Source organism: Phaeobacter italicus (assembly GCF_019801785.1).
GTDB lineage: Bacteria > Pseudomonadota > Alphaproteobacteria > Rhodobacterales > Rhodobacteraceae > Phaeobacter > Phaeobacter italicus.
Genome location: NZ_JAHVIJ010000001.1, coordinates 68,845 through 83,773 on the forward strand (window position 1 = coordinate 68,845; position 14,929 = coordinate 83,773).

Annotated in this window: 13 protein-coding genes; 3 read left to right on the top strand and 10 right to left on the bottom strand. The window is 61.8% G+C overall.

Translation table 11 applies throughout. The annotated features are described in order from the left end of the window. The first annotated feature begins 185 nt into the window (after nt 1-185). Nucleotides 186-377 carry a hypothetical protein gene (locus KUV39_RS00345; protein ID WP_046209953.1) on the top strand — a complete coding sequence of 64 codons (192 nt, stop codon included), beginning with the start codon at nt 186-188 and terminating at the stop codon, nt 375-377. A 398-nt stretch (nt 378-775) separates the two neighbouring features. Here KUV39_RS00345 and KUV39_RS00350 read toward each other — a convergent pair whose 3' ends face one another. The 6 genes from KUV39_RS00350 to cobS all read right to left on the bottom strand — a co-directional run bounded on the left by KUV39_RS00350 (nt 776) and on the right by cobS (nt 7,125). Further along, complete coding sequence (locus KUV39_RS00350; RefSeq protein ID WP_008561217.1) at nt 776-1,117, bottom strand: DUF427 domain-containing protein; 342 nt, start codon at nt 1,115-1,117, stop codon at nt 776-778. 60 nt (nt 1,118-1,177) lie between these two features. Continuing rightward, entirely contained in the window at nt 1,178-2,980 is a 1,803-nt protein-coding gene (locus tag KUV39_RS00355; protein WP_222458636.1) for an aminopeptidase P family protein, read from the bottom strand. A gap of 74 nt (nt 2,981-3,054) precedes the next feature. After that, complete coding sequence (locus tag KUV39_RS00360; RefSeq protein WP_209034995.1) at nt 3,055-3,705, bottom strand: 2-hydroxychromene-2-carboxylate isomerase; 651 nt, start codon at nt 3,703-3,705, stop codon at nt 3,055-3,057. Between the two features lie 11 nt (nt 3,706-3,716). Then, nucleotides 3,717-5,594 (bottom strand): cobaltochelatase subunit CobT, encoded by a 1,878-nt coding sequence (gene cobT / locus KUV39_RS00365; protein WP_222458637.1) that lies wholly within the window; start codon nt 5,592-5,594, stop codon nt 3,717-3,719. Continuing rightward, complete coding sequence (locus KUV39_RS00370) at nt 5,594-6,133, bottom strand: NYN domain-containing protein (RefSeq protein ID WP_222458638.1); 540 nt, start codon at nt 6,131-6,133, stop codon at nt 5,594-5,596. Before KUV39_RS00370 ends, cobT begins: the two co-directional genes overlap by 1 nt. Before the next feature lie 5 nt (nt 6,134-6,138). Further along, the gene (gene cobS / locus KUV39_RS00375; RefSeq protein WP_037302492.1) at nt 6,139-7,125 is read right to left on the bottom strand and encodes a cobaltochelatase subunit CobS; all 987 of its coding nucleotides are present in this window, start codon (nt 7,123-7,125) and stop codon (nt 6,139-6,141) included. A gap of 474 nt (nt 7,126-7,599) precedes the next feature. Between cobS and KUV39_RS00380 the strand changes: the two genes are divergently transcribed. Beyond that, nucleotides 7,600-9,768 carry a DEAD/DEAH box helicase gene (locus KUV39_RS00380; protein WP_244998184.1) on the top strand — a complete coding sequence of 723 codons (2,169 nt, stop codon included), beginning with the start codon at nt 7,600-7,602 and terminating at the stop codon, nt 9,766-9,768. Between the two features lie 160 nt (nt 9,769-9,928). Here the strand turns inward: KUV39_RS00380 and KUV39_RS00385 are convergent, their stop codons facing one another. After that, entirely contained in the window at nt 9,929-10,552 is a 624-nt protein-coding gene (locus tag KUV39_RS00385; RefSeq protein WP_008562143.1) for a DnaJ domain-containing protein, read from the bottom strand. A gap of 118 nt (nt 10,553-10,670) precedes the next feature. Between KUV39_RS00385 and KUV39_RS00390 the strand changes: the two genes are divergently transcribed. Continuing rightward, nucleotides 10,671-10,925: a BolA family protein gene (locus KUV39_RS00390; RefSeq protein WP_008559485.1), complete on the top strand. Its 255-nt coding sequence runs from the start codon at nt 10,671-10,673 to the stop codon at nt 10,923-10,925. A gap of 178 nt (nt 10,926-11,103) precedes the next feature. Here the strand turns inward: KUV39_RS00390 and KUV39_RS00395 are convergent, their stop codons facing one another. The 3 genes from KUV39_RS00395 to gatB all read right to left on the bottom strand — a co-directional run bounded on the left by KUV39_RS00395 (nt 11,104) and on the right by gatB (nt 14,793). Next, nucleotides 11,104-11,703 (bottom strand): DUF4177 domain-containing protein, encoded by a 600-nt coding sequence (locus KUV39_RS00395; protein WP_222458639.1) that lies wholly within the window; start codon nt 11,701-11,703, stop codon nt 11,104-11,106. Nucleotides 11,704-11,868: 165 nt separating this feature from the next. After that, on the bottom strand, nt 11,869-13,107 hold the full coding sequence (gene pepT / locus KUV39_RS00400; protein ID WP_222458640.1) for a peptidase T: 1,239 nt from the start codon (nt 13,105-13,107) through the stop codon (nt 11,869-11,871). 174 nt (nt 13,108-13,281) lie between these two features. Further along, nucleotides 13,282-14,793 (bottom strand): Asp-tRNA(Asn)/Glu-tRNA(Gln) amidotransferase subunit GatB, encoded by a 1,512-nt coding sequence (gene gatB / locus KUV39_RS00405; RefSeq protein WP_008561131.1) that lies wholly within the window; start codon nt 14,791-14,793, stop codon nt 13,282-13,284. Between the last annotated feature and the right edge of the window lie 136 nt (nt 14,794-14,929).

Below are 14,929 nucleotides of genomic sequence, written 5' to 3' on the forward strand. Positions count from 1 at the left end.
AAACCCTGTGTATCTTCCAAACATGCAGTGAAAACACCGCTTTACCCGTCAAAGCTGAGTTGAAATATGTGGTATTTCTGAAACGGACCGACCGTTTTCAAAAGGTTTTGTTAACCTTTCACGCGCGCTTCACGAAAATATGGTTAACACTAGGCAAATAGTGATCATTCTTCGGAAGTGACAACATGCAAATCGATGACATCAACCCGCAAGAGGTTGAGTACATGACGAAGGCAAGTGAGCAGGAAAAAGAGCGGGCATCCTTTGAGGCGTTGATCAATTACGTCATGCAGAGTGCCAGCGATGCGCAGATGTTCGGGACGGGCGAGTCGATCGAGACCGCGCGCCGCCATCTGTGCCGGACCATTCTGAGCTGATCGGGACTGTGTGTGTATCGGGTGTTTCCACCCGTTTTTGAATGAGTTTTAATTTACAGGGCCCCGAGAAAATCGAATTCGACTGACTGGCAGGGATCTGCCGGTGTCGCGACATGGTCTGTGGCAAGGTTTTGCCGAACTCTCACAGCCACTTGACGGGCGCTGATCCGTCTCCTCTCCGGGTTGGCCTGCCTGACCCGTGCGGGAGGCGACTCCTGCATCGCCATGACTCTACCCTCATGACTATGCCGACCTGCGGGCGGCACCCTATTGCTGCGGTCTGTCCCGGACAGTCGGTGCATCACTGATGCAGGGACGGCGGGTTTCATTCAGCCAATGAAAAAGGCGCCACGAGGGCGCCTGTCTCTGACTGCTGCACTGTCTGGGCCGGGGAGGGCTCAGATCTGTTCCACCTTGACGCTTTCGCTGGTGACAAAGGCGAGATGGCCCTTGATCGCGGCGACCTCTTCCTTTGGGTCCTCGTAGCTCCAGACCGCGTCGGGCGTGACAGAGGACAGGTTCACAATGGAATAATAGGTGGCGTCGCCCTTGTGCGGACAATGGGTGGTCTTGTCGCTCTGGTCGAGCAGGGCAAAAGCCACATCTTCGCGCGGGAAGTAGATGACCGGTGGCAGATCGCCTTCGCTCAGCTCAAGCGCATTGTTGCTTTCACCCAGCACGGCGCCGCCAGAGCGGACGACCCAGCGGCCGGGAGCTTTGCGAATTTGGATCTTTGTCATGGGTACTTCCTTCACGTCGTTCGTACGGTCATTATCTTAGTGTGTTGTAACAATGCGGTATCACAGTGGTGCCGTAGCGGCATCCAGCCAGACCTTTGCGGCCTTTGTTACGTTGGGTCCGATTTTCGCGGCCACATCGGCGTGGTAGCTGTCAAGCCAGTCGCGTTCGTCACGGCTGAGCATCTCTGTCACGATGAGACGGCGGTCAAGCGGTGCGAAGGTGAGCGTGCGCCAGGCCAGCATATCACGTTCCGGATCGGATGTGGGCTGATTTGCTGCTGGGCTGACGACCACCAGATTTTCCAGCCGGATGCCAAAGGCCCCTTCGCGGTAATACCCGGGTTCGTTGGACAGGATCATGCCCTCTTCGAGCGGCACATGGCTGACACGGCTCAGGCGCTGGGGGCCTTCGTGCACGCTGAGAAACGCGCCGACTCCGTGGCCGAGACCGTGGTTGAAGTCCTGCCCGGCAAGCCACAGCGGCATGCGGCCAACGGCCTCGATGTCGCGGCCTGCCAGCCCCTTGGGCCAGATCAGGCGGGACATTGCAATCATGCCCTGCAGAACGCGGGTATAGGCCTCGCGGGCCTCTTGCGGTGGGGTGCCGATGGCGATGGTGCGGGTGATGTCGGTGGTGCCGTCCAGATATTGACCACCGCTGTCGAGCACCAGCAGGTGGCCGTCTTCCAGTGTTGCGTTGCTCTCCTCGCTGACGCGGTAGTGCATGATGGCGCCGTTGGGGCCGGTGCCGGAGATGGTGTCAAAGCTGATGTCGCGCAGGCTTGGATCCTTGGCGCGCTCCGCTTCGAGGTGTTTGACGACGTCGATTTCGCTGATGGTGCCGGGTGCCTGCGCATCAAGCCAGGCGAGCGTTTCCACAACGGCGGCCCCATCCCGCAGGTGCGCGGCCGCGCTGCCGTCGATTTCAGCGGCGCATTTGCGGGCCTTGGGCAGGGCGCAGGGATCGCCAGAGCCCACCAGCGCCTGCCCAAGCTGGTCAGCGACGATCTGGGGCAGGGTGGTGAGATCTGCGCCAACCTTGGCATCTGCGGGCTTTGCCAGTGCGGCAACATGGGTCAGGAAGTCAGCAGGGGCGTGGCAGGTGACCTGTGCGCCCAAATGATCTGCGAGCCCGTCCAGCTTGGCTTTGGCCATGAACAGATCGACACGCCCCTCGGCATGCAGGATCGCAAACCCGTGGGCGACCGGGTTGTGGGCAATGTCGCTGCCCCGGATATTGAGGAGCCACATGATGCTGTCCGGTAGCGTGATGACGGCAGCGCTTTGTCCCAGATCGCGCAGATCCTGGGCCAATGTGGCGATCTTGTCCGCAGCAGCGGTGCCCGCGTATTCAAGGGGGTGGGCAAAGGCGGGTTGCATCGGGGGGGCGGGTTGGTCCTGCCAGATGCGGTCCACCAGATTGTCGGTCTGCACAAAGGCAAAGCCATGTGGGCTGAGCTGTTTTTCAAGGCTCTGGATCTGGCTGGTGGCGTGCAGCCAGGGGTCATAGGCAATCCGCCCGCCCTGGGGCAGCTGGTCTTTCAACCAGTCGGCAAGTTGGACATCGGGCCAGGGCACCGGGGTGTAGTCGGCGGCGACCTGCTGTTTCACCTGGGTCCGATACCGCCCGTCGATGAAGACCCCCGCGATGTCCCTCAGGGCGGCGCAAAAGCCCGCAGATCCGGTAAAGCCCGTGAGCCAGGCGAGACGCTCATCGCGTGGGGCGACATATTCGCCTTGGTGGGCGTCGGCGCGGGGGATCAGGAAACCATCCAGCCCGTCCTGCGCCAGCTCGGCGCGCAGCGCGGCGAGCCGCGGGGGGCCTTGCTCTGGGCGGGCGGTCACGTCGAATGACTGATACATGGGGGCCTCCTTTGCGAGCGCGTTTGGGTCGCGCCAGAGAACCGCGAAGGCAGGTCAGGCGCAACCCGTGAAAATCAGGCGTCGTTGACCGACGGGTTTTGAAAGGCAGGCTGGGGGAAAGGCTGGTGCAGCGCGTGCTCCAGCAGGTCCAGATGATCCTGCCCATAATATGGATCGCCGTCCAACACATAGGTGGGCGACCCGAAGAGGTGGAGCCGCAGTGCGGCGTCGGTATTGGCCTGCAGTTCGGCCTGAACATCCCCATCCATCGCCCCAGCAAGCAGCGGCGCAGGATCCAGCCCGGCCGCGCGCGCGGCGGTTTCCAGCTGTGCGGGGTTCATGAGGTCGATGTCATCGCGCCAATGCGCCTGTAGCAGGGCATGGGCCAGTGCGTCCACATCCAGGCCCAGCCGGGCCGCGACGATCACCATGCCACTGGACAGCGTCAGCGGGTTGTCGTGATGGGTGGGGCGATAGTCGATGATCGGCACGCCGCGATAGGCGGCCCAGCGTTCGATCTCGCGGCCAAAGAAATAATCCACATGGGCCTGGCTGCGCGCGGCGAAGGGCTGACCGCCGGCCTGTTCCACCACGGGGGACAACAGGAATGGGCGGTGGATCAGCTGGCAGTCGTGAGCGGCACAGATCTGCGCAAGCCGCCGCGAGCCGAGATAGGCATAGGCGGAATGCGTGGAATAAAAATACTCGATCCTGTGCTGCCCCATGCGCGATCCGGTCAGCCGACTTTTCGCATACCCATCACGCGGGCACGGGCGCGAGGGTCACTGTCAAACAGCGCGGCGAGCTGTTCGGTCATTGCGCCCGCCAGCTGTTCCACATCGGTGATGGTCACCGCGCGGTCGTAGTAGCGCGTCACGTCATGGCCGATGCCGATTGCAAGCAGTTCGACCTGTTTGCGCCGCTCTACCATGGCGATCACATCACGCAGGTGTTTTTCCAGATAGTTGGCGGGGTTGACCGACAGGGTGCTGTCATCGACCGGGGCGCCATCGGAAATCACCATCAGGATCTTGCGGGCCTCTTGCCGCGCGATCATCCGGCGGTGGGCCCATTCCAGCGCCTCGCCGTCGATGTTTTCCTTCAACAGCCCTTCCTTCATCATCAGCCCGAGATTGGCACGGGTGCGGCGCATGGGGGCGTCGGCCCCTTTGTAGATGATATGGCGCAGGTCGTTGAGACGACCGGGCTGTTGCGGGCGACCTTCGTTCAGCCAGGCTTCGCGAGCCAGCCCGCCCTTCCAGGCGCGGGTGGTGAAGCCGAGGATCTCGACCTTGACGTTGCAGCGTTCCAGCGTGCGGGCCAGAACGTCGGCGCAGATCGCGGCGATCGAAATCGGACGGCCGCGCATCGAGCCGGAATTGTCCAGAAGCAGCGTCACCACGGTGTCGCGGAATTCGGTGTCTTTTTCACGCTTGAAGGACAGGGGGGTGGTCGGGTTGGCGACCACGCGGGCAAGACGCCCTGCGTCCAGAATGCCTTCCTCCAGGTCGAATTCCCAAGAGCGGTTCTGTTGCGCCTGCAGGCGGCGCTGCAATTTGTTGGCCAGCCGCGACACCGCGCCCTTGAGCGGTTCCAGCTGCTGGTCGAGATAGGCGCGCAGGCGTTCCAGTTCGGCGGGTTCAGCCAGATCTTCGGCTGCGATTTCCTCGTCATGGGTGTCGAGGAAGACCTTGTAGTCGGGATCTGCCTCTGACGCGGCAGGGGGCGGGGGCGGATCAAGCGGAGCCTCGCCATCGGGCATTTCGGTTTCTTCGGCGAATTCGTCATCCGCCATGTCGTCCATGGAGACCTGCGCCTGACTTTCGTCCTGCTGTTGTTCCTGGCTCTGTTCCGGGGTGGCGTCGGCCTCTTCTTCGTCGGACTGGTCCTGACCTTCGCTGTCGGGCTGCTCTTCGGCTTCGGGCTGTTGTTCGGCGTCGCTGTCCTGCTCATCGTCGAGCTGGTCCGGGTCGTCGCCCAGCTGGTCGCCATAGCCCAGATCGGTGATGACCTGACGCGCGAATTTGGCAAATGCCGCCTGATCTTCGATGGTTTCGTCAAGATTGGCGAGCGTGTCGCCTGCCTGCTGTTCGATGAACCCGCGCCACAGTTCCATGACGTTGGCGGCTGCATCGGGCATCGGGCGGCCGGTCGCCAGATGGCGGATCAGGTAGCCTGCGGAAACGGCCAGCGGGGCCTCTGCGGAGGAGGTGATCTGGTCATAGCCCTTGCGCAGGGCCTCGTTCTGGATCTTGACGTCGATATTTGATGCGGTGCCGGGCATGTGGCGGGCGCCGACGGCTTCGCAACGCGCCGACTCCAGCGCCTCGTAGAGGTCACGTGCCATGTCGCCCTGCGGGGCGTAGCGCGCGTGCAGCCCGGCATCGTGGTATTTGTGCCGCAGCGCCAGCGCATCGGCGGTGCCGCGGGCCAGCAGAACCTCTTCGCGCGTCATCCGGCGTGTCACCTGCGGCAGGCGCATGGAATCGCCCGACAGCCCCGCCGGATCGACGGAGTAGGACACGTTCAGTTCAGAATCGTCGGCCATCACCTTGGTGGCTTCGGCCAGCGCCTTCTTGAACGGATCGGCGGGGTTGTCGTTTTTCTTGTGCATCAGATGCAAATCAAGTCTAGGTGTTGGTTCAGAGATGTGAAATTAGAGCACGCATCAACAAGCTCTTTTGATGCGTGATCCCAAAATACCACATTTACGACAAACCCATCAGCAATCAATTGTTCCACCGCTGGAACGTAATCACCGTCGCCCGATACCAGCGTGAAAGTATCGCCCTCAGTGGCATTCCGATAAGCGTCTCTTGTAAGCGCAGCAACAATACCAGTATCTATTTTCTTCTCTTTGTTTGCGCGATTTCGGTCATGGGTTATGACTTCGAACCCTGCATTACGGGCAATGTTCCATATGTCGTCATTCTCAGGAGGACGCGAGCCAAAGAGCATGGCGCGTGCAGTTTGAGCTTTGTCGTCTCCAGCAACGAAACTGTAGAGTTTTCCGAAACTAAGACGCCAATCATTATCGACAATACGGTTCTCCATGGCGTCATAGACGTCCAAAGCGAGCCCCTTATTCACGGCTGACACGCGTTTTCCTTCGATGAACACATTTGAATTATCTACGTAAATCCAGTCAGCCATTGTTGTCACCCCAGGCTCACGTTTGCCGCGCTTTCCGGCAGCTCTTCGTCAAAGCAGCGCTGGTAGAACTCGGCCACGGTCTGGCGCTCCAGCTCGTCGCATTTGTTCAGGAACGACAGGCGGAAGGCATAGCCCACATTGCGGAAGATCTCAGCGTTCTGGGCCCAGTTGATCACGGTCCGCGGCGACATCACGGTCGACAGGTCGCCGTTCATGAAGGCGGTGCGGGTCAGATCGGCGACGGTCACCATCTGGCTGATGGTCTTGCGGCCCTCGGCGGTGTTGTAATGCGGTGCCTTCGACAGAATGATCGCGGCCTCGGCGTCGTGGCTCAGGTAGTTCAGGGTCGAGACCAGCGACCAGCGGTCCATCTGGGCCTGGTTGATCTGCTGGGTGCCGTGATAGAGGCCAGTGGTGTCGCCCAGACCAACGGTGTTCGCCGTTGCAAACAGGCGGAAGAACGGGTTCGGGGTGATGATCTCGTTCTGGTCCAGAAGCGTCAGCTTGCCGTCGTGTTCCAGAACACGCTGGATCACGAACATCACGTCGGCGCGGCCTGCATCGTATTCGTCAAACACGATCGCAACCGGGTTGCGCAGCGCCCAGGGCAGGATGCCCTCGTGGAACTCAGTCACCTGCTTGCCGTCGCGCAGCTTGATCGCGTCCTTGCCGATCAGGTCGATCCGGGAGATGTGGCTGTCGAGGTTCACGCGCACGGAGGGCCAGTTCAGGCGGGCGGCGACCTGTTCGATGTGGGTCGATTTGCCGGTGCCGTGGTAGCCCTGGATCATGACGCGACGGTTGTGGCTGAAGCCTGCGAGGATCGCGAGCGTGGTGTCGGGGTCGAATTTGTAGGTCGGGTCCAGAGCGGGCACGCGGTCAGAGCCTTCGGCGAAGCCCTTGATGGTCATGTCCGTGTCAATCCCGAACACATCGCGCACCGAGATGCTCTCGGTCGGTTTCGCGTTCATATCCAGCATGCCGTCGGTCATTACATTCGATCCTTATCCTCATTCGCCTCCGGGTCGGCTGACCTTGGGCAATCGGGGGGATTGGTGCCCGATCCTGACCGCAATCGCAAGAGGTGAGGGCGGGTTTGACCATCTGTCGTGACGTTTGTGATCAAACTGGCCTTATCGGGGCTGGTCTCGTGTCATTTTGCGCTACGTTCCTGACGGTATTGCGTGCCCTGTGGGGCGGTGACGGATCGCCGGGGTGCGCTGTCGTTTTTGGCCGTGTGGCGGGGCCATGATGCCCTTGGGTCGGGGCTGCCTTGGGGGGTGCGTCGCATAGCGGGGTTGCGCGGGGCGGGCAGGTCAGCGCCGCTCTGGCACAAATGAATACTGTACAAAACAGTGCAAAGCCGATATCTGGCGGCCTTTGGATGAGGACATCCGCGTTCCTGCGCAGTCGGGGACATTCCCGATATCGGCGTGGCCAAGGTGGCGCGCCCCGCAGCAAGCGAAATGAAAATCTTGAAAACAGCACTCGAACAAGCGCTTCAGGCGCGCGGCTACGAGCAATTGACACCGGTGCAGCAGGCCGTGACCGCGCCCGAACTGGAAAACTCTGATCTCCTGGTCTCGGCGCAGACCGGATCGGGCAAGACCGTGGGCTTTGGTCTTGCCATGGCGCCGACCCTTCTGGGGGACGCCGAAACCCTTGACCGCGCAACCTTGCCGCTGGCGCTGGTGATTGCGCCGACCCGCGAGCTGGCGCTGCAGGTCAAGCGCGAGCTGGGCTGGCTCTATGCCGAAGCTGGTGCCCATGTGGTATCGACCGTTGGCGGTATGGATATGCGCGACGAGCGCCGGGCCCTGGAACGTGGCGCCCATATCGTCGTGGCCACACCGGGTCGCCTGCGCGACCACATCAACCGCGGCTCTATCGATCTGTCGCAGGTGCGTGCCGTGGTTCTGGATGAAGCCGACGAAATGCTTGATCTGGGCTTTCGCGAGGATCTGGAGTTCATCCTTGGTGAATCCCCCGAAGATCGCCGTACGCTCATGTTCTCGGCCACCGTTCCGGCCGGAATTGCGCGTCTGGCAGAGACCTATCTGAAGGATCACCAGCGGATCAAAACGCTGGCGGAGGCCTCCCAGCACGCCGACATCGAATATCAGATGCTGGCAGTTGCTCAGCGCGATACCGAAAACGCCATCATCAACTTGCTGCGCTATCACGAAGCACCCAATGCGATCGTGTTCTGCAACACACGCGCCGTGGTAAACCGTCTGACCACCCGTCTGAGCAACCGTGGCTTTTCGGTTGTGGCGCTTTCGGGTGAGCTGACCCAATCCGAACGCTCCAACGCGCTGCAGTCTTTGCGTGATGGCCGGGCCCGTGTCTGTGTCGCGACCGATGTGGCGGCGCGCGGGATCGACCTGCCCAAGCTGGATCTGGTGATCCATGCCGATCTTCCGTCGAGCCATGAAACGCTTTTGCACCGCTCTGGCCGGACTGGCCGTGCGGGCCGTCAGGGTGTCAGCGCGCTGATCGTGCCGCCCAAGGCAAAAGGCAAGGCGCTGCGTCTGCTGCGCTCTGCCAAGATCACCGCAGAAACCACACCGGCCCCAAGCGCCGATCAGGTGCGGGCGCGTGATTTTGAACGCCTGCTGGCAGATCCTGCCTGGAGCGATGCAGTCAGTGAAGGCGAGGCACCGGCGGTGGCAGAACTGCTGGAACGCTTTGCGCCGGAGCAGCTGGCGGTGGCCTATCTGCGTCTGTTCCACCAGCGCCACAGCGCGCCCGAAGAGCTGAGCGATCCGCAGGCAGACCGTCGTGAGCGTCAGGAACGGGCCCCGTTTGGCCCGTCGGTATGGTTCTCGGTCAGCGGTGGTCGCAAGGCTGGTGCGGAACCGCGCCGTCTGCTGCCTGCGCTGTGCAACGCCGGTGGCCTGACCAAGGACGACATCGGTGCCATCCGGGTTCAGTTCGACCAGAGCTATGTGGAAGTGCGCGAAGCCAGTGCGGATGCATTCTGGGGCGCGGTCAAGCACGAAGGTCTGGAAGAGGGGGCTTCGGTCACTCGTCTGGACAAGGCGCCCGACCTGCCCAAGGGCCCGCGCCCGCAGGGCGGTGGCCGGGATGGTCAACGTGACGGGCAGCGTGGCGAACGCCGTGGCCCGCGTGATCGCGATGATCGCGGGGATCGCAAACCTTATGGGGACAAGCCGCGTTTTGACAAAAACCGCGAGGACCGCCCCCGTGAGGACCGGCCGCGCGATGACAAGCCGCGTTTCGACAAGCCCCGTGGAGAGAATTCCTGGGGCGACAAGCCGCGAGGTGACAAAAGCTGGGGTGACAAGCCCAAGTTCGACAAACCGCGCGGTGACAAGCCACGGGGCGACAAGAGCTGGGGCGACAAGCCGAAGTTCGACAAGCCAAAACGCACCGGCGAGGGCGGCAAGGCAACGGTCAAGGCGCGTGGCGCGTCCGATCGTGGTGACAAACCTGCCGGTTTTGGTGCGGCGAAGCCTGCAGGCAAGCCCAAAGCCGATTGGTCCAACCCGTCAAAATCCGGTCGCAAGGGCCCTCCGCCCCCGAAAGGCAAGCCCAACAGCAAGAAGAACAAGGCCCGTGCAGCTGCCGCTGGCAAGGCAGGCGGCAATGCCCGCCCGATGCGCAAAGGCTGATGATCCGCTGAGATCAGGGCGCATATCGCACCACAACAAAGAAAGGGCGGTCCCGATGGGCCGCCCTTTTCGTGTTCGGATCTGCGTCTGTTTTGTTTGGCTGGCCCGTGCGGGGCTGGTCAGCCCGTGGGGGCCTGACCAGCCTGCGCCGGTTCCCGGTTTACTTGAAGCTGCGGCTGTCCTTGATCTGGTCCCAGGCCCAGACCACTTCCTGCAGCTGTTCTTCCTGGCTGCGGTCGCCGCCGTTCATGTCGGGGTGCAGCACTTTGATCAGCTTCTTGTAAGCCTTGCGGATGTCTGCCTTGGACCAGTCGTCCTTGGCCTCAAGGATTTCGATCGCGCGCCGTTCGGTCGGGGGCAGGCGACGGCCTGCCTGTGCCGCACGACCGGGGTTGCGGGTTGCGTTGGCGCCCAGCACCTGATGCGGGTCCTCGATGCCCAGACGCGCCCAGGCGCGGGTCTCCGGGTCGCCCATCGGCTTGGTTTCACGCTCCCAGACCTTGTCCTTGGACTGCTGTGCGTTCAGTTCGGCCTCTGTTGTGCCCTCGAAGAAGTTCCACTTCTGGTTATATTCGCGGATATGGTCCTGACAGAACCAGATGTAGTCATCCAGAACATCGGGGGCGCGGGGGGCACGGAACTGCCCGGCTTCGTTACAGCCCTCGTGCTCGCAGACACGGGTCGAGGTCTCGGAAGCCCCCGTTGTGCTGCGGCGTCCGCGCGGATTTTTCTTCTTCGCGGAGCGGACGGACATATCGAAGCCAAAGGGATCGGATTTGGTCATGCGGGGGCACCTTCTAGACGCACTTTTCGACTCGGAGGCGACATTCTAATCTAAGGGTCGCCAGATTGAAGGGGGCTCGGACAATTATTCCGGGGATTTTTATGCAGGACACGACAGAATGAGCATCCGTGAAGAGATCGAGACACGCCTGAGTGCAGCGTTTGAACCGCGCGAGCTTGTGGTGCAGGACGACAGCGACCAGCACATCGGCCATGCAGGCCACGACGGCAAGGGAGAGAGCCATTTCAGCGTGCGTATCCGCGCAGTTGCCTTTGGCGAGATGAACCGCGTCGCCCAGCATCGGGCCGTGCATAAGGCGCTGGGGGATGTTGTTCCCCGCATCCATGCGCTGGCTTTGGATATCGGGGCCTGAGACCGGGGCCTGCGGGGCTGGCCATGACCGGCAAGGCCCCGCCGATGTGCCCGATCTGCAACGTGCAAGCCGGATCAGGGCCCCCGTGCGGCCCATCTGATCTGTCCCGAATGGTGCAGATCAGACAGTCACCTGCCATGACAGGGACGAGATATCAGCCCTGCTGAGGTGCGGGCGATCAGCCTTCGTTGTCGGTTTTCGGGCTTTGCACCGGTTTGGCGGGGGCGGGTGGTTCTTTGCGATCCCCGGCCAGTGAGGCGCGGGCCTTCAGGGCAGCTGTCACACCGGAGACCGGGCTCAGCTCTTCCACACCATCATCGGACTGCATTGCGCGGGCACCGCGACCGGGAACGGCAATGGCGCCTTCCGGGGCCTCCGGGTCGCCAGCAATTGCGGTGATCGCGGGCGCGGCGGGGGTGTCTGTCTTGGTGGGGGCGATGTCGGCATCTGCTTGAGCTGCGGCTGCGGGTTGGGCTGCCTGAATCATCTGCAGAAGTTGCGTCAGCTGCGCGGTTTGCGCCTCGGCTGCGGTTTTGCGTACCTCCGCAGTCGGGCGGCGGAACACCAGCACGTTGCGCCAGTTGGTCACGGACCCTGTCAGGCCGCTGCGTTCTTCCGACGGCAGCAATTCTGCGCGCTGAAATTCCCAGCCTTCGGCGGCCATTTCGTTCAGCAGCAGGTCGATCGAATTGGCAAAGCGCGCCTCGGGTGTCTTGACCCCCTTGGCCTTGGTGCCCTTTTGCGGGGCGGGGATGACTTTGTATTCATAGGCCTGCATGAGCATCTCCTGACTTATCGGGCGAGGTTTAGCGGATCGGCAGGTTGGGTCAAGGTGCAGGTTGTGAGAGTGGCGCAGTCATGCCACTTGATGGTGCACGCGACGCCACAGCGCGGGTGTGGCGGCCCGATTGCATGACCGGGCGCGCCATGATGCATCCTGACCCTAGGTCTTTGCGGCCAACTGGGCCAGGGTCAGGCAGACCTGGGTTGATTTGGCCATGTCCTGAACTGAGACCCATTCGAGGGGGCCGTGGACGTTCTGCATGCCGCAGAAGATGTTGGGGGTTGGAACGCCAAGTTCAGTCAGTCGGGAACCATCGGTGCCGCCGCGGATCGGGACGGAGATGGGCGCGATGCCATTGGCCTTGCAGGCCTCCAGTGCGAGGTTGACGGGGGTCATGTCGTTCTCCAGCCAGTACCGCATGTTGCGATACTGGGGGTAGATCTCGCAGGTGATTTCGGCGCGCGGCTCGCCGGCCTGGACCGCCTCGCAGGTTTTGCGCAGCAGATCGCCCTTGGCGGCGAGCCCGTCCAGTTCGAAATCACGCAGGATCAGCTTGATCTCCATCTCGGAGGAGCCGCCGTTCATGTCGGTGACATGCAAAAATCCCTCGCGGGCGTCGGTGGTTTCGGGGGTCATGGTGGCCTGCGGCAGGGTCTGGACGATCTTGGCCGCAAGATGCGCAGCATTGACCATCTTTTCCTTTGCCCAGCCGGGGTGAATGGAGACCCCTTTGACCGTCACAACCGCGCGGTCGGCGCTGAAGCTCTCGTAGATGATTTCACCTACATCAGAGCCATCGAGCGTATAGGCAAAATCAACCGCCAGATCGGCCGGCAGCTTGGCATCGACGCCCCGTCCGATTTCTTCGTCCGGGGTAAAGGCCACGCGGATGGTGGGACGTTTGATGTCGGGGTTTGCGATCAGATGGCGGGCCAGTGTCATGACGACGGCAACGCCCGCCTTGTCGTCGGCTCCCAAAAGCGTGAGGCCGGAGGCGGTGATGATATCGTCGCCCACCTTGGTGGCGAGATAGGGCGATTTTGCCGGTGACAGGATGAGGTCGGGATTGTCGGGATAGCTGATGTCGTCACCGTTCCACCCCTTGATGACCCGCGGTTTCACCCCCGCCGCATTGAACTGCGGCGCGGTATCGACATGGGCAAGAAAGCCGATGGTCGGGCCCTCGGCGGTGCCTGGCACGGTGGCAAGGACGGTGCCGTAGTCTGTCAGCTGAACGTCCTGCGCGCCGATGCTTTGCAGTTCCTCCACAAGGAGGTTCAGCATATCAAACTGGATCTCTGTGCTGGGGGAGCCGGACGCGTTTTCATCGCTCTGACTGTCGATGGCGGCATAGCGGACCAACCGGTCCTGTAGTTCCTGATCGAATGCGTTTGTCATGATGGCTCCTGGAATTTTGCCAGAGGAAAGCCGCTTACCCAGGGAAGGTCAAGCCAGCAGGTCTGCGAACGTGGCGGCGGGAAAAACCGGGGAAGTCCCTCCAGCTCATGGATGGCCCAACGAGAAAGGGCGCCACGAGGGGCGCCCTTTTTCCAATCACGATTGTGGCTGAGATCACTCGCCCAGTTTCTTGGCTACCAGCTCGTTCACGGCCTTGGGGTTGGCCTTGCCGCCGGTGGCCTTCATCACCTGACCGACAAACCAGCCGGCGAGCTTTGGGTTCACCTTGGCCTTTTCGACCTGAGCGGGGTTCGCGGCGATGATCTCGTCCAGGGCGGCCTCGATAGCGCCTGTATCTGTCACCTGCTTCATGCCACGCTCTTCGACGATCTGCGCCGGGTCGCCGCCTTCGGTGTAGACGATTTCGAACAGATCCTTGGCGATCTTGCCGGAGATGGCGTCCGAAGAAATCAGGTCGATGATACCGCCCAGCTGAGCCGGAGAGACCGGAGATTCGGTGATGGAGTGGTCTTCTTTCTTCAGGCGACCAAAGAGTTCGTTGATGACCCAGTTGGCAGCCAGCTTGCCGCTGCGACCCTTTGCGGTTTCCTCAAAGAACGCCGCGGATTCCACGTCTGCGGTCAGCACCGAGGCGTCATAGTCGGAAAGGCCGAAGTCGTTGATGAAGCGCGCTTTCTTTTCGTCCGGCAGTTCCGGCAGGTTGGCGGCGATGTCATCAACCCAGGCCTGTTCGATTTCCAGCGGCAGCAGGTCCGGGTCGGGGAAGTAGCGGTAGTCATGCGCCTCTTCCTTGGAGCGCATGGAGCGGGTTTCGCCCTTGTCCGGATCATAGAGACGGGTTTCCTGATCGACGGTACCGCCCGCTTCGACGATGGCGATCTGGCGGCGCGCCTCGACTTCGATTGCCTGCTGGATAAAGCGCATGGAGTTCATGTTCTTGATCTCGCAGCGGGTGCCGAGGTGAGAGAAATCGCCCGTTTCCTGGTATTTCTCGTACTGGCCCGGACGGCAGATCGATACGTTCACGTCTGCGCGCAGGTTGCCGTTTTGCATGTTGCCGTCGCAGGTGCCGAGGTACTGCATGATCTGGCGCAGCTTGGCGATATAGGCGGCGGCCTCTTCGGGGCCGCGAATGTCGGGGCGCGAGACGATCTCCATCAGGCAGACGCCAGTGCGGTTCAGGTCGACAAAGGACATGTTGGGGTCCATGTCGTGGATCGATTTGCCTGCGTCCTGCTCCATGTGGATGCGTTCGACACGCACCAGGCGCGCGGTGCCGTCGCCCAGTTCCACCAGCACTTCGCCTTCGCCCACGATGGGGTGATAAAGCTGCGAGATCTGATAGCCCTGCGGCAGGTCAGGGTAGAAATAGTTCTTGCGGTCAAAGGCGGACCAGAGATTGATCTCTGCCTTGAGGCCCAGACCGGTGCGCACGGCCTGTTCGACGCAGTATTCGTTGATGACGGGCAGCATGCCGGGCATCGCTGCGTCAACAAAGGCCACGTTGGAGTTCGGCTCTGCGCCAAATTTGGTGGAGGCGCCAGAGAACAGCTTGGCGTTTGAGCTGACCTGGGCGTGGACCTCCATCCCGATGACCAATTCCCAGTCATGCTTTGCGCCCGCGATCACCTTGGGCTTGGGGAGTTCATATGTCAGGTCGAGCATGGTTTTCCGCCGTATCCGAATGTCTATCGTTGGCAAGCGTTCTAGGCCCGTGCGCGAGAAGGGGCAAGGGGGCAATGGGGTGTTGGCCGGGCGCGGGGCTCCGCTGAGAGCGAAACATTTTCTTGGCTGGGTCTTT